We start from the raw sequence: 15,093 nt of genomic DNA on the forward strand, positions 1-15,093 counted from the left end.
CCCGCGCCGTTTGCCGGACTGTTGCAGCAACCCGGATGGTCGGTGGTGAGCTCCTCGCCCGAACGGCTGGTCGAAGTGCGCGGCAGCCACGCACAGACGCGCCCGATCGCCGGCACGCGGCCGCGCACGCACGGTGACGACGACGCGGCGCGCATCCGCGAGCTCGCCGGACACCCGAAGGAGCGCGCCGAGCACGTGATGCTGATCGACCTCGAGCGCAACGACCTCGGTCGCGTCTGCAGGCCGGGCAGCGTCGAGGTCGATGAGCTCATGGCGATCGAGAGCTACGCGCACGTCCACCACATCGTCTCGAACGTGCGCGGCGAACTCCGCGCCGGCGTGACGCCGGGGCAGGTGGTGCGCGCGGTATTCCCGGGCGGCACGATCACCGGTTGCCCCAAGGTGCGCTGCATGCAGATCATCGCCGCGCTCGAAGGTGTCGGCCGCGGCGCGTACACCGGTTCGCTCGGTTATCTCGATCGCAGCGGCGACCTCGACCTCAACATCCTGATCCGCACGCTGACCCTGCACGGCGAGGCCATTTCGTTCCGCGCCGGCGCCGGCATCGTGACCGACTCCGAGGCGCCGCGCGAACTCGAGGAGACGCGGGCCAAGGCGCGCGGCCTGCTGCGGGCGCTCGATGCGTGAGCCGCTTCCACGCGGCCCGCTTCAAGCGCGTACCGAATCCGGTTACGCTGCCCGGATGCCGTCCGTGATGCCGTTCGAACGATCGTTCCGTCGCCCGCAAGGCGGCGCCGTCCTGCGCGTATTGTTCGCGCTCGTGCTGGCCGCCCTCGTCGGTGGCGGCGCCGCGGCGTGGTTCGACTACCAGCGTTACACGAGTGCCGCTTTGCCGGTCGCGGGCGATGCGGCGACCGTCGACGTTCCGCGTGGCGCGAGCTATCCGCAGATCGTCGCCGAGCTCCGGCGCATCGGCATCGTCGCGCGCGATTTCCGCATGATGGTCTACTGGCGCGCGCTCGGTCGCGAACTCGGCGTCGCCGGCCGCCTGCATGCGGGTGAGTACGCCCTGCCGCAAGGCATCACGCCGCGCGAGCTGCTGCGGCGCATGGCCGCGGGCGAGGTCGTGCAGCACCGCTTCACGATCGTGGATGGCTGGACGTTCCGCCAGCTGCGCCTCGCACTCGCCAACGAGGCGGGGCTGCAACAGACCCTGCCGGGCAGCAGCGACGAAGAGATTGCGCGCCGCCTCGCGATCGAAGGCGGCAAGCCGGAAGGCTGGTTCCTGCCGGAAACCTATTCGTTCGTGAAGGGCGAGTCGGATTTCGACGTGTTGCAACGCGCGCACGCGGCTATGAAGAAGACGCTCGACGAGCTCTGGCCGCAGCGTTCGGCCGACGTCAAGCTCGCCTCGCCGTACGAGGCGTTGATCCTCGCCTCGATCGTCGAGAAGGAAACCGCGCGCCCGGCCGAGCGGCCGCAGATCGCCGGCGTGTTCGTGCGCCGCCTCAAGTTCGGCATGCGCCTGCAGACCGATCCGACCGTGATCTACGGCATGGGCGAGAACTACGCGGGCAACTTCCGCCGCAGCGACCTCGAGACCGATACCCCGTTCAACACCTACACGCGCGACGGCCTGCCGCCGACGCCGATCGCGCTGCCGGGCAGCGTCGCGTTGCAGGCCGTGCTGCATCCGGCGCCGGGCGACGCGCTCTACTTCGTCGCGCGCGGCGACGGCAGCCACGAGTTCTCGCCGACGCTCGACGCGCACAATCGTGCCGTGCAGAAGTACCAGCTGCACCGCTCGCAATGAAGGGACGCCTGATCACGCTCGAAGGTGGCGAGGGCGCCGGCAAGAGCACCGTGCTCGCCGCGGTGCGCGAGCGTCTCGAACACCACGGCATCGAGGTCGACGTCACGCGCGAGCCCGGCGGTACCGCGTTCGGCGAGGCGGTACGCGCGCTCGTGCTCGATCCCGCGCGGCACGGCATCTGCGCCGAGAGCGAGCTGCTGCTGATGTTCGCCGCGCGCGCGCAGCTCGTGCGCGAACGCATCCAGCCCGCGCTCGCGGCCGGGCGCTGGGTGCTGTCGGATCGCTACACCGATGCGAGCTACGCCTACCAGGGCGGTGGCCGCGGCCAACCGCTGGAACGCATTGCCCAACTCGAGCGCTGGGCCGCGCCGGTCGTGCCCCACCTGACCCTGCTGCTCGACCTGCCGGTCGAACAGGGCCTCGCCCGCGCGGGTGCGCGCGGCGCGGCCGACCGCATCGAGCGCGAGAACAGCGACTTCTTCGAACGCGTGCGTGCCGCGTATCGCGCACGCGCCGCGGCCGATCCGCGGCGCTTCCGCGTCATCGACGCGAGCCGCGCCGTCGACGACGTCCGTGCGGCGGCGATTGCCGAAGTCGATCATTGCATCGCCGGGTGGGGCGGCGCATGAGCCTGCAGCCGTGGCTCGCCGAACCGTGGCGCCAGCTCGCCGGCGCACTCGCGCGCGGCCGCCTGCATCACGGCCTCTTGTTCGTCGCGCCTGCCGGCTACGGCAAGCGCGCACTCGCGAACGCGCTCGCCGCGGCCGCGTTGTGCGAACAGCGCCGCGACGACGGCCATGCCTGCGGCCGCTGCCGCGGCTGCCTGCTGTTCGCCGCGGGCAGTCATCCCGATTTCACGCGCGTCACGTTCGAACTGCGCGACGACGGCAAGCCGCGCAGCGAGATCACGATCGACCAGATGCGCGCGCTGTCGCAGCGGCTCGCGTTGTCGAGCCAGTTCGGCGGCCTGCAGCTCGCACTCGTCGATCCGGCCGACCGGCTCAACCTGAGCGCCGCCAATGCGCTGCTGAAGACGCTCGAGGAGCCGGCGAGGGCGACGATCCTGCTGCTCGTCGCGGACGATCCGGCACGCCTGCCGGCGACGATCCGCAGCCGCTGCCAGCGCATCGACGTGCGCGCGCCGACGCGCGAGGAAGCACTTGCGTGGCTGCGCAGCCAACACATCGATGCCGCGGCGTCGACGGCCGCGCTCGATGCGAGCCTCGGCAACCCCGGCCTCGCCCTCGCCTGGAGCGCGGACGACACCCTGCCGCTGCGCAAGGCCTGCGCCGACGACCTCGCAGCCCTCGCGCGCGGCCACCGTAGCGCGGCCGAGGTGGCCGAAGCCTGGGCCGCGGACCGGCCGCAGGAACGCCTCTGGTTCGCCGCGGTGCTCGCCCGCGACGAGGCGCAGGCGATCGCGGGCGGCAATGCCGGCCGACTCGGCTTGACCGCGCGCGAGGAAATCCCGAAGCTAGCCGCATGGTTCGGCCGCGCCAACCAGGCGCGCGCCCTGCTCACGACCACGGTGCGCGCGGATCTGCTGCTGCTGGAGCTGCTGCGCGCCTGGTCAGCGGACGACAGGCCCGCATGATGCGGCGGGGCGCACGGCGCGGCTCGCGGATTGGCGGCAGGATGGCGGAGGAAAACACGTCTGCGGCGCGCGTCGCCGACGCGCACGATCGAAAGGGGTAGCTGATGGCAACGCCGGCAATGGGCGGTGCGCCGCGACAGGGCATCCTGTCGCTCGCGATCAAGGACAAGGGCGCGCTGTTCAACGCGTACATGCCGTTCGTGCGTGGCGGCGGCCTGTTCGTGCCGACCACCAAGCGCTACAGCCTCGGCGACGAGGTGTTCATCCTGCTCTCGCTGATGGACGAGAAGGATCGCCTGCCGGTGGCCGGCAAGGTCGTCTGGATCACCCCGGCCGGCGCGCAGGGCAATCGCATGGCCGGCATCGGCGTGCAGTTCAACGAATCGACGGACGGCGAAGCCGCGCGCACGAAGATCGAGTCGATCCTCGCCGGCATCATGGGCCAGGAGCGCCCGACCCACACGATGTGATCCCGTGCGCGTCCTCGTCCTCGGCGCCGGTGCGATCGGCGGCTACTTCGGTGCGCGCCTGATCGAATCGGGCACGGACGTCACGTTCCTCGTGCGTCCCGCGCGGGCCGCGATGCTCGCGCGCGACGGCCTTCGAGTTCGCTCTGCGCGCGGCGATTTCTCGCGTCCGGTACGCGCACTGACCGCGCCCGATGGCCCCTGGGATCTCGTCATCCTGTCGGCGAAGGCCTACGACATCGACTCGGCGATCGAGGCGATTCGGCCCGCCGTCGGCGCGTCCACGCGCATCCTCCCGCTCCTCAACGGGCTCGCCCACCTCGACGCCCTCGACGGCGCATTCGGCAGCGAGCGCGTGCTCGGCGGGCTCTGCCACATTTCGGTCACGCTCGAGGACGACGGCACGATCCGCCAATTCGGCGCGCTCGAGCGCCTGACTTTCGGCGATCGTTCCGGCGCGCCGGTTCCTCGCGGCATTTCCACGGCATTGCGCGCGCTTGGCGAGCACGTGGTCGAGCGAACCGACGTGATGGACGCGATGTGGGACAAGTTCGCGTTCATCGCCACGCTCGCCGGCGGCACCTGCCTCATGCGCGACAGCGTAGGCGCCATCGTCGCGACCGCCGGTGGCGCCGCGTTGATGACCCGCCTCCACGACGAGTGCCGTGCCGTCGCCGCGGCGAGCGGCCATGCGCCCGATGCGGCCGCGGTGGCGACTGCGCGCGCGATCCTCACCGCGGCGGGCTCGCTGCTGAAGGCATCGATGCTGCGCGATCTCGAGCGCGGCGCGCGCACCGAGTGCGAGCACATCCTCGGCGACCTGCGTCGCCGTGCCTCCGCGTTCGACCTCGACGTGCCGCTGCTCTCGGCCGCGCTCGCGCACCTGCGCGTCTACGAAGCGTCGCGCGACGGCAGGCCGGCGACCGCGTAGTCCGGTAACGCGGCCCCCCCGCCGGGATTCGATCAGCGCGTCGAGCGCGAGCGCGTGGCGGGTTCGCGGCTGCGTCCGCCGCCGGCCGGCGCCGCGGTTGCGCCCGCAGTCGCCTCGCGTACGCGCGCGGCGACGCGTGCGCGCCGTTCAGCACGGTCGCGATCCGTGCGTCCGCGATCGTCGAGGAATCCCTTGAGGGCCGCCAGGGCGTATTCGTAGCTGCGGTCGACCAGCGATTGCACCTCGCGCCAGCCGAACGTGCGCACGCCCTGCACGGGCATGCGCAGGCGCAGGTCCGCGAGGTCGTCGGCACCGTTGTCGCGCGCGGGCGTGAAGCCACTCACCAAAAGGCCGAACAGCGACACGCGCGAAGTATTGGTGCGCCGGTGCAGCAGCGCTTCCGGATCCGGACCCACCACGCCCGGCGCATCGAGGCCGCTGCCGGCGGCGACGTCGGAGGCGATGATCGGGCCGCGGCCGAGCGCGTGCATGACGTCGACCGGCAGGCAGTTGGCGATCGCGCCGTCGACGAGCAGGCAGCCGTTCCAGGCCACCGGCGGCGCGATGCCCGGCACGCACATGCTCGTGCCGACCCACACCGCGAGCGAGCCGCTGTCGTGCACTTCCTGGCGCCCGCGCGTGAGGTTGGTCGAGACGCAGAAATACGGCACGCGCAGGTCCTCGATGCGCGCGTCGCCGAACACGCTGCGCAGGCGCTTGAGGAACTTGCGGCCGCGGATCAGCGACACGCTCGGCCAGACGTAGTCGTTGAGGTAGTTGCGGTCGACGAACGTGGAGCGGCCGATCGCGAGCATGTCGCGGCTGCTCGCGCCGACGGCATGCAGGCCGGCGAAAAACGCACCCATGCTCGTGCCGCCGACGATGTCGGCGTCGATCTGCAGCTCCTCCATCGCGCGCACGAGTCCGATGTGCGCGAAGCCGCGGGCGCCGCCGCCGCCGAGCACGACGCCGAGGCCGTGGCCGGTGAGCTGGCGCGCGATCGCGTCGTGGTCGGCCTGCGCGTCGGGGCGGGCGAAGTAGTGCGAACGCGCGCCGAACAGCACGCGCCATTCGAGCACGTCGCCCGCGGGTGCGCCGTCGGGACGCAGCACGAGCAGGTCGACCGGCGCGCGCGGCGCGTGCTGGCGCAGGGTTCGCGCGAGGGCGACGGCCGGCTGGCCGCCGTCGCTCGAGGCGACGACGATGACGCGATCGCATTGGCGCAGGCAGCGTTCGGTCCACTGCTCGCCGCTCGCGTCGCTCCAGAGCACGAGGTGGCCGCCGGCGAGTTCGCGCCGTTCGAGCCATGCGCTGATGATGCGGTGGCGATCGCCGTCGCCGAATGCGGTCTGCGCGGCGCCATCGCCGAACTGCTTGTCGACGTCGCCCGCGCCGATGCCGCGCACGACCTTGCCGGTCTTGCGCATGCCACCGAGCAGGCGTTCGACGACGAGGCCGAGGCGCACGCCCGGCTGCGCGCGGATCAGCGCGATGGTGCGGTTGCCGCGCGCCGAGTCGAGGCGCGCGCCGCGCGCACTGCGGCGGCTGCGGCGGGCGATCGTCGCGCACAGCGAGAGCAGCGCCGACGGATGGCGCGAGACGATGTCGAGCAGCGCCATGCGGTTGATCCTGAGCAGCAGCGAATCGCGCAGGGCGATCACGTCTGCGCCGCGCGTCTCGCCCGACAGCAGGGCCATTTCGCCGACCGGCTGGCCACGCCCGATCTCGCCGATGACGACGCCGTCCGCGTGCTGCGCCTGCAGGCGGCCGGTCGCCACGACGTAGAGATAGTCCGGCAGGTCGCCTTCGCGGAACAGCACGCGTCCGCCGCGCAGTTCCTCGACGTCGAAACGGTCGGCGATCGCGGCGAGCGCATCCGGCGCGATGTCGCGGAACAGCGGGCTGCCGGAAAGCACGGTCTTCTTGTCCATCGCCTCCCCCTGTGAGACGCAACAAGCTTAGCAGTCGGCCCGCCATCGCTGCGCGCCCGGGAAGACGGGGCGGGGCGAGCCGACGCCTGGCCGGGTCGATGCGTTGGGGCGTACAGCGGGGCGCGCGGGTACGCGGATCGCGCCGTCAGGCCGTGGCTTCCTGGGCGTACTGCTTGACCTTCGCAAGCATCGCCGCGAGGCCGTTCGAGCGCGTGGGCGAGAGATGCCGGGCGAGGCCGATCGCCTCGATGAAGCGCGGCTCTGTCGCGATGATTTCCGCGGCCGGGCGGCCTGAGTACACGCGCAGCAGCAAGGCGATCAGACCCGAGACGATCGACGAGTCGCTGATCGCCTGGAAATCGAGGCGCTGCGCATCGCCCGAGGGCACCAGCCACACCTGCGACTGGCAGCCGCTCACCTTGAATTCGTCTCGCTTGAGCGCGTCGGGGAACGGCGGCAGCTTGCGGCCAAGGTCGATGAGGTACTGGTAGCGTTCGGTCCAGTCGCCGAAGAACGCGAATTCCTCGGCGATCGCGGCCTGCGCCGCTTCGGCGCTCGCTTCGGCGGGCTCGGTGCGCACGCTCATCGGTTTGCTGCTTTCCAGCGCGGTCCCTGCGCCGTGTCCTCGATGACCACGCCCATCGCGAGCAACTGCTCGCGGATGCGGTCGGCTTCGGCGAAATTGCGCGCCTTCTTTTCGGCGACGCGCCGGTCGACCAGGCGCTGGATTTCCGCCTCGTCGAGCGCCGGTCCGCCGGCGGCCTGCTTGAACCAGGCTTCCGGGTCCTGCTGCAGGATGCCGAGCAGGCCGGCTGCACCGAGCAGCGCCGCCTTGGCGCTGCGCCGCGCATCGTCGGTCGCCGCCGCACGCGCTTCGCCGGCGAGGCGCGCGATCACGGCGAGGGCTTCGGGCGTGTTGAGGTCGTCGCAGAGCGCCGCCTCGATCTCAGGCGTCACCGTGCCCGTGCCGACATCGATGTCGACGAGGCCGCGCAACGTGCCGTACAGGCGATCGAGCGTGCGGATGCTCTGTTCGACGAGCGCGTCGGACCAGTCGAGCGGCTGGCGGTAGTGCGCGCTCAGCAGCGCGTAGCGCAGCGCCTCGGGCGGGTATTTGTCGAGCAGTTCGTGCAGCACGCAGACGTTGCCGAGCGACTTCGACATCTTCGCGCCGCCGAAGTCGAGCATGCCGTTGTGCAGCCAGTAGCGCGCGAAGATCCTGCCGCCGTGCGCGCAGGTGCTCTGCGCGATCTCGTTCTCGTGGTGAGGAAACATGAGATCGTTGCCGCCGGCGTGGATGTCGATCGTTTCGCCGAGGTGCGCCGCGGCCATCGCCGAGCACTCGATGTGCCAGCCCGGGCGGCCGACGCCCCAGGGAGAGGCCCAGCCCGGCTGCTGGGGCGTCGACGGCTTCCACAACACGAAATCGCCCGGGTCGCGCTTGTACGGCGCGACGTCGATGCGAGCACCCGCGATCATCTCGTCGACCGGTCGGCGCGACAGCTTGCCGTAATCGGCATAGCTCGCGACCGAGAACAGCACGTGGCCTTCAGCCGCGTACGCGTGCCCGCCGGCAATGAGCTGCCCGATCATCGCGATGATCTCGTCGATGTGGCCGGTCGCATGCGGTTCGACATCGGGCGGGGCGACGCCGAGGCGGCCCATGTCCTGGCGGTAGATCGCGGCGTACTTGTCGGTGATCGTCGTGATCGGTACGCCCTGTTCTTGCGCCGCAGCATTGATCTTGTCGTCGACGTCGGTAATGTTGCGCGCGAACACCAGGCGCGGGTAATGGCGGCGCAGCAACCGGGTCAGCACGTCGAAGACGACCGGGCCACGTGCATTGCCGATGTGCACGTAGTTGTAGACCGTCGGGCCGCACAGGTACATCGTCACGCGCTGCGGGTCGGCGGGCACGAAGTCTTCGGTGCGGCGGGTCAGGCTGTTGTGGAATCGGAGCGGCATCGGTCGGGGCCTCGGTGGACCCCGGATGATAGCAGCGCGCGTCGGCTGATCCCCGAAAGCCGAGCGGGCGGCGGCAGGCAGGAACCTCCCCCTGTTCGCGTGCTCCGCGGCATTTTGTCAGCCGTAGGAAAGGCTTAGGGCTGGGTTCAGCGATCGGCTGCTGTAATGGCGCCCATGGACCAATGGACTGCGCAGCGGAAAGGAGCCGGCGAGCGATCGGCGTGCGCAGTCACTTCAGGTGGAGGCAGCATGAAAGTGATGGTGGCGGTAGCGTTGCTCCTGGCGGGAACCCAGGTCGGCGCGCAGGAGCGTGGCTACGTCACGGATGAGGCGGGCGCGGGGGACAACGTCAAGGTCGCATGGGCGGACGTGTTGCGCGTGGATCCGATCTACGACCGGGTGCGCGTCAGCAGTCCTCGTGAAGTCTGCGACGATGTGCCGGTCGAACGGCGCGTCGACAACGGCAATCGCGCGGCGGGCACGGTGCTCGGCGCGATCGTCGGCGGCGTGCTCGGCAGCACGGTCGGCAAGGGCGACGGTCGCCGCGCGGCCACGGTTGCCGGAGCCGTCGTGGGCGGCGCGGTCGGCAACAACGTCGCGCGCGGCGACGACCGTTACGTCGAAGGTGTCGAGCGTCATTGCCACGTCGTCGACGACGGCGCGCAGGAAAACCGCGTGGTCGCCTACGACGTGCAGTACCGCTACCGCGGCGACGTCTACATGTCGCGCCTCAACTACGACCCGGGCGACCGCTTGCGCGTGCGCGTGAGCATCGAGCCGGCCGAGTAGGGCGGACACAGGAACGCGAAGGCCGGGCCCAAGCCCGGCTTTTTGTTGGTTTGCGTCGACATTCCTGCCTCGGCGTATTGCGCCGCAACAGGTTTGCCGCTAAGGTCCATCGCAGCAAGCGACCTTCCCACCCGTGGATACGATGACCCGAATCGCCGCCCAGCCGCAGATCGTCACCAGCTCCCGCATGGCCGCTGGCATGACGTCGCGCGCGCGTCGACCGGAACCGTGCCATTCCGCCGGGTAGCTGTCGCGCGTTTCTGAAAAAGAATCGACGAGAACCCGGCCCCCGCGCCGGGTTTTTTGTTTTTGGTGACTCGGCGCCCTCCCCAACCCCGAGCGCCCGATGATCCGACATTTCCTCAGTACCCAGGACTGGTCCCGCCCCGAGCTCGACGCATTGCTCGCGCAGGCGGCCGCATTCAAGCGCACGAAAGCGGGGCGCGAGCTCGCCGGCAAGTCGATCGCATTGCTGTTCTTCAATCCATCGATGCGCACGCGCACGAGTTTCGAGCTCGGCGCGTTCCAGCTCGGGGGCCATGCGATCGTGCTCGCGCCCGGCAAGGACGCGTGGCCGATCGAGTTCGAGCTGGGCAGGGTCATGGATGGCGAGGCCGAGGAGCACGTCGCCGAAGTCGCGCGCGTGCTGTCGCGCTACGTCGACCTCATCGGCGTGCGCGCGTTCCCGAAATTCCAGGACTGGTCGATCGACCGCGAGGATCGGGTGATCCGGTCCTTCGCGAAGCACGCGACCGTGCCCGTGATCAACATGGAGACGATCACGCACCCGATGCAGGAACTCGCGCACATCCTCGCGCTGCAGCAGCACTTCGGCGCGACCGGGGAGGGCGACGATCGTGCCGAGGCCCTGCGCGGCAGGAAGTACGTGCTGACCTGGACCTACCACCCCAGGCCGCTCAACACCGCGGTCGCCAACTCCGCGCTGCAGATCGCCACGCGCTATGGCATGGACGTGACCCTGTTGTGCCCGACGCCCGACTACGTGCTCGATGCGCGCTACATGGATTTCGCGCGCGCGAACGTCGCCGCGAACGGTGGCTCCCTGCGCGTCAGCCACGATCCCGACGAGGCCTATCGCGGTGCGCACGTCGTCTACGCCAAGAGCTGGGGCGCGCTGCCGTACTTCGGGCGCTGGGCCGATGAAAAGCCGATCCGCGACGCGCACCGGCATTTCATCGTCGACGAACGCAAGATGGCGCTCACCGACCGCGGCGTGTTCAGCCATTGCCTGCCGCTGCGCCGCAACGTCAAGGCGACCGACGCGGTGATGGATTCGCCCGCGTGCATCGCGATCGACGAAGCGGAGAACCGCCTGCATGTGCAGAAGGCGGTGATGGCTGCGCTGGTCGCGCAACCGGGATTGGCGATTCGGGATTGTTGATTCGGAAAAACCACGAAATACAACCAGAGCGAGATTTTCCATGTCGTCGCAACCTGCTTCTTCCAATCCCCAATCCCGAATCCCGAATCCCGCCTCCGGAGAACGCCGGGACATCGTCCTGGCGTTCTCCGGGGGGTTGGACACGAGTTTCTGCGTGCCTTGGCTCAAGGAGCGCGGCTGGGACGTGCACACCGTGTTCGCCGATACCGGCGGTGTCGATTTCGAGGAGCGCGAGTACATCGAGCAGCGCGCGCGCGAGCTCGGCGTCGCCTCGCACGTGACGGTCGACGGCGGGCCGGCGATCTGGAACGGCTTCGTCAAGCCGTTCGTCTGGGCCGGCGAGGGTTACCAGGGGCAGTATCCGCTGCTCGTGTCGGACCGCTATCTCATCGTCGACGCGGCGGTGCGCCGCGCGCACGAACTCGGCACGCGCACGATCGCGCACGGCTGCACCGGCATGGGCAACGACCAGGTGCGCTTCGATCTCGCGGTGAAGGCGCTCGGCGACTACCGGATCGTCGCACCGATCCGCGAGATCCAGAAGGAGCACACGCAAACGCGCGCCTACGAGCAGGCCTACCTCGAGGAGCGCGGCTTCACCGTGCGCGCGAAGCAGAAGCACTACACGATCAACGAGAACCTGCTCGGCGTGACGATGTCGGGCGGCGAGATCGACCGCTGGGAAGCGCCAGGCGAGGGCGCGCAGGGCTGGTGCAAGCCACGTGCGGAATGGCCGCCGCAGCCGATGCGCGTGACGATCGGCTTCGAGGACGGCGAAGCCGTGCTCGTCGACGACCAGACCCTGCCCGGACCGGTGCTGCTCGGTGAACTCAATCGCGCGTTCGCCCACTACGGCGTCGGCCGCGGCATCTACACCGGGGACACGACGATCGGCCTCAAGGGGCGCATCGTGTACGAGGCGCCCGGTCTCACCGCGCTGCTCGTCGCGCATCGCGCGCTCGAGGAAGCGGTGCTGACCAAGCAGCAGAACCGCTTCAAGCCCGAGGTCGCGCGCAAGTGGGTCGAGCTCGTCTACGAGGGCTTCTTTTACGACCCGCTCAAGGCCGACCTCGAGGCGTACCTCAGGAGTTCGCAGCGCCAGGTCACCGGACTCGTCACACTCGAGACGAACGGCGGCAGCGTGCATGCGGTCGCCGTGCAGTCGACGCATATCCTGCAGACCAAGGGCGCGACCTCCGCGCAGTCGGCCGACTGGGGCGTCGCCGAAGCGGAAGGTTTCATCACGCTGTTCGGCATGAGTTCGACCGTGTGGGCGCAGGTCAATCGGCCGTGAGCACCTTGCTTGCGCATGCGCTCGGCCATCTCGACGCACTCGTCGGTTTCGACACGCGCAATCCGCCGCGCGAAATCGGCACCGGCGGCGTGTTCGACTACCTGCGCGCGCAGTTGCCGGGCTTCCGCATCGACGTGACCGACCACGGTGCGGGCGCGGTGTCGATGCTCGCCGTGCGTGGGGCGCCGCGGCGCGTGTTCAACGTGCACATGGACACCGTGCCCGCTTCGCCCGCGTGGAGCGCCGATCCGCAACGCCTGCGCGTCACGGACGAGCGCGCGATCGGCCTCGGTGCATGCGACATCAAGGGTGCCGCGGCCTGCCTGCTTGCCGCGGCGGCGGTGACGCGCGGCGATGCGGCGTTCCTGTTCACGACCGACGAGGAAGCAAACGATGCGCGCTGCATTGCGGCGTTTCTTGCGCGCGACCATGGCTTCAACGAAGCGGTCGTCGCCGAACCCACGCTCGGCGAAGCCGTGCTCGCGCATCGGGGCATCAGTTCCGTGCGCATGACCTTCCGCGGCGTCGCCGGCCATGCGTCAGGTGCGCAGGCGCTGCACGCGAGTGCACTGCACCAGGCGGTACGATGGGGCGACGCCGCGCTCGACTTCGTCGAGGCGCAGGCGCACGCGCGCTTCGGCGGCCTCACTGGGCTGCGCTTCAATATCGGCCGCATCGAAGGCGGCATCAAGGCGAACATGATCGCGCCGTCGGCGGACGTCCGCTTCGGCGTGCGCCCGTTGCCTTCGATGTCGATCGACGCGCTGCACGAGCGCTTCGCCGCCCTCGCCGAGGCCGGTGCGATCGAACGCTACGAGGAGACGTTCCGCGGCCCGTCGCTGCCGGCCGGCGGCGTCGCCGATGCCGAACGCCGCCGCCTCGAGGCGCGCGACCTCGCCGATGCGCTCGAGCTGCCGATCGGCAACGCGGTCGATTTCTGGACCGAGGCCTCGCTGTTCTCCGCCGCCGGCCTCACCGCGATCGTCTACGGCCCGGGCGACATTGCCCAGGCGCACGCCGCCGACGAATGGGTCGCGCTCGATCAACTCGCCGCCGCGGCGGCCACCTACCAACGCCTGCTGGAGCACTGAGCCATGAATGCCCTGATCCGCGCCGACCATGCCATCGCGCCCGCGACCGCCCGCCCGGACGATCGGGGGGCGCTTCCGCCATGCGTTCGCTGAGCGCCCGCTGACGATGACCGACATGCGCACGACGATCGTCCGGCTGCTGTCCAACATGGCCAGCACGAAGGAGATCCAGCAGTACCTTAAGCGCTTCTCGCAGCTCGATGCGGCGCGCTTCGCCGTGGTCAAGGTCGGCGGCGCGATCCTGCGCGACGAACTCGACGCGCTGGTGTCCTCGCTCGCGTTCCTGCAGCAGGTCGGCCTCACGCCGATCGTCGTGCATGGCGCGGGGCCGCAGCTCGACGAGCGCATGAAGGAAGCAGGCATCGAGAAGCGCACCGTCGACAACCTGCGCGTGACCGACGCGGCCGTGCTCGCCGTGGTGCGCCAGGTCATGCGCCAGGAAAACCTGCGCCTGGTCGAGGCATTGCAGGCGCAGGGCGTGCGCGCGACGTCGATCCAGTCCGGCGTGTTCGAAGCCGAGTTCCTCGACCGCGACGTCTATGGCCTCGTCGGCAAGGTCGTGCGCATCGACACCGACGGCATCCAGGCCGCGATCAAGGTCGGCTCGATCCCGGTCATCGCTTCGCTCGCCGAGACCCGCGAGGGGCAGATCGTCAACGTCAATGCCGACTTCGCCGCGAACGAACTCGTGCAGGTGCTGCAGCCGTACAAGATCGTGTTCCTGACCGGCACCGGCGGCCTGCTCGACGAACACGGCAAGCTCATCGATTCGATCAACCTGTCGACCGAATACGAGCACCTGCGCGCGCAGCCGTGGATCAATGGCGGCATGCGCGTGAAGCTCGAGCAGATCAAGGACCTGCTCGACGGCCTGCCGCTGTCTTCGTCGGTGTCGATCACGCGCCCGGCCGAGCTTGCCAAGGAGCTGTTCACGCACAAGGGCTCGGGCACGCTGGTCCGGCGCGGCGAGCGCGTGCTGCGCGTGACGTGCTGGGACGAGCTCGATCGCGCGCGCCTGAAGAAGCTCGTCGAGTCCGCATTCGGCCGCCGCCTGCTGCCGGACTACTTCGAGCGCACGCGCCTCCTGCGCGCCTACGTCAGCGAGAATTACCGCGCCGCGGTGATCCTCACCGACGAGGGGGGCGAGATCTACCTCGACAAGTTCGCCGTGCTCGACGACGCGCAGGGCGAAGGCCTCGGCCGCGCGGTGTGGCAGGTCATGCGCGAGGAAACACCGCGGCTGTTCTGGCGCTCGCGTCGTGGCAACCCGGTCAACCCGTTCTACTTCGCCGAGAGCGACGGCTGCATCAAGCTCGCGAAATGGAAGGTGTTCTGGTACGGCCTCGACGGTTTCGATGCGATCGAACGCTGCGTCGCGCACTGTCGCGAACGTGCGCCGACGCTGGTCGATTGAGCAGGAGCAAAAGCTTGAAACACGAAGCACACCGAGCACACGAAGAAGAGCAAGAGCACACGGCAAAGCACCTCTTTTCCTTCGCGTGCCCAGTGTGCTCGGAGTTTCAATCAATTCCTTTTGGGAGAAGATCTTGAAGCGAACCATTGGTATCGTCGGCGCGCGCGGGCACACCGGGGCTGAGTTGATCCGGCTCGTCGCGGCGCATCCGGGGCTGGCGCTTACGTTCGTGTCTTCGCGCGAGCTTGCGGGGCAGCCGGTGCGCGATCATGTCGCCGAGTTCGCGGGCGACCTGCGCTACGAAAACCTCGCGCACGAGGACGTCGCGGCGAAGGGCGCGGATGCGGTCGTGCTCGCGCTCCCGAACGGCAAGTCGGCGCAACTCGTCACGGCGATCGACGCGGCGAGGCCCGACAGCGTGATCGTCGATCTTTCGGCCGA

Annotated in this window: 14 protein-coding genes and 1 pseudogene; 12 read left to right on the forward strand and 3 right to left on the reverse strand. The window is 69.6% G+C overall.

All coding sequences use genetic code 11. The features are described 5' to 3' along the window. From ACTHK2_RS16055 to ACTHK2_RS16080, 6 genes are all read left to right on the forward strand, one after another. On the forward strand, positions 1-648 hold a 648-nt coding region (locus ACTHK2_RS16055; protein WP_440246726.1), incomplete at its 5' end, for a chorismate-binding protein. 67 nt (positions 649-715) lie between these two features. Next, on the forward strand, positions 716-1,774 hold the full coding sequence (mltG, locus tag ACTHK2_RS16060) for an endolytic transglycosylase MltG (protein WP_440246727.1): 1,059 nt from the start codon (positions 716-718) through the stop codon (positions 1,772-1,774). Next, on the forward strand, positions 1,771-2,403 hold the full coding sequence (gene tmk / locus ACTHK2_RS16065) for a dTMP kinase (protein ID WP_440246728.1): 633 nt from the start codon (positions 1,771-1,773) through the stop codon (positions 2,401-2,403). Before mltG ends, tmk begins: the two co-directional genes overlap by 4 nt. Further along, the gene (gene holB, locus ACTHK2_RS16070) at positions 2,400-3,368 is read left to right on the forward strand and encodes a DNA polymerase III subunit delta' (protein WP_440246729.1); all 969 of its coding nucleotides are present in this window, start codon (positions 2,400-2,402) and stop codon (positions 3,366-3,368) included. Before tmk ends, holB begins: the two co-directional genes overlap by 4 nt. Positions 3,369-3,487: 119 nt before the next feature. Further along, positions 3,488-3,838 (forward strand): PilZ domain-containing protein, encoded by a 351-nt coding sequence (locus ACTHK2_RS16075; RefSeq protein ID WP_331648731.1) that lies wholly within the window; start codon positions 3,488-3,490, stop codon positions 3,836-3,838. A 4-nt stretch (positions 3,839-3,842) separates the two neighbouring features. Next, positions 3,843-4,766: a ketopantoate reductase family protein gene (locus tag ACTHK2_RS16080; RefSeq protein ID WP_440246730.1), complete on the forward strand. Its 924-nt coding sequence runs from the start codon at positions 3,843-3,845 to the stop codon at positions 4,764-4,766. 32 nt (positions 4,767-4,798) lie between these two features. Here ACTHK2_RS16080 and ACTHK2_RS16085 read toward each other — a convergent pair whose 3' ends face one another. The 3 genes from ACTHK2_RS16085 to cysS all read right to left on the reverse strand — a co-directional run bounded on the left by ACTHK2_RS16085 (position 4,799) and on the right by cysS (position 8,662). Further along, positions 4,799-6,697 (reverse strand): patatin-like phospholipase family protein, encoded by a 1,899-nt coding sequence (locus ACTHK2_RS16085; protein WP_440246731.1) that lies wholly within the window; start codon positions 6,695-6,697, stop codon positions 4,799-4,801. Between the two features lie 145 nt (positions 6,698-6,842). Beyond that, a complete protein-coding gene (locus ACTHK2_RS16090) occupies positions 6,843-7,283 on the reverse strand; it encodes a SufE family protein (RefSeq protein WP_440246733.1) in 441 nt (146 codons plus the stop codon). Further along, complete coding sequence (cysS, locus tag ACTHK2_RS16095) at positions 7,280-8,662, reverse strand: cysteine--tRNA ligase (RefSeq protein ID WP_440246734.1); 1,383 nt, start codon at positions 8,660-8,662, stop codon at positions 7,280-7,282. Before cysS ends, ACTHK2_RS16090 begins: the two co-directional genes overlap by 4 nt. Positions 8,663-8,911: 249 nt before the next feature. On the opposite strand from cysS, the gene ACTHK2_RS16100 reads away from it, so the two are divergent. The 6 genes and pseudogenes from ACTHK2_RS16100 to ACTHK2_RS16125 all read left to right on the forward strand — a co-directional run. Continuing rightward, positions 8,912-9,451: a glycine zipper 2TM domain-containing protein gene (locus ACTHK2_RS16100; RefSeq protein ID WP_440246735.1), complete on the forward strand. Its 540-nt coding sequence runs from the start codon at positions 8,912-8,914 to the stop codon at positions 9,449-9,451. Positions 9,452-9,797: 346 nt separating this feature from the next. After that, complete coding sequence (locus ACTHK2_RS16105) at positions 9,798-10,853, forward strand: N-acetylornithine carbamoyltransferase (RefSeq protein ID WP_440246736.1); 1,056 nt, start codon at positions 9,798-9,800, stop codon at positions 10,851-10,853. A 40-nt stretch (positions 10,854-10,893) separates the two neighbouring features. After that, complete coding sequence (locus ACTHK2_RS16110; protein ID WP_440246737.1) at positions 10,894-12,147, forward strand: argininosuccinate synthase; 1,254 nt, start codon at positions 10,894-10,896, stop codon at positions 12,145-12,147. Continuing rightward, complete coding sequence (locus ACTHK2_RS16115) at positions 12,144-13,238, forward strand: acetylornithine deacetylase (RefSeq protein WP_440246738.1); 1,095 nt, start codon at positions 12,144-12,146, stop codon at positions 13,236-13,238. Before ACTHK2_RS16110 ends, ACTHK2_RS16115 begins: the two co-directional genes overlap by 4 nt. Before the next feature lie 115 nt (positions 13,239-13,353). After that, positions 13,354-14,652 carry an acetylglutamate kinase gene (locus ACTHK2_RS16120; RefSeq protein WP_440246739.1) on the forward strand — a complete coding sequence of 433 codons (1,299 nt, stop codon included), beginning with the start codon at positions 13,354-13,356 and terminating at the stop codon, positions 14,650-14,652. 85 nt (positions 14,653-14,737) lie between these two features. Continuing rightward, positions 14,738-15,093, forward strand: a pseudogene (locus tag ACTHK2_RS16125) (hypothetical protein); the annotation flags it as partial.

It is taken from the genome of Dokdonella sp., assembly GCF_051958935.1.
GTDB lineage: Bacteria > Pseudomonadota > Gammaproteobacteria > Xanthomonadales > Rhodanobacteraceae > Dokdonella_A.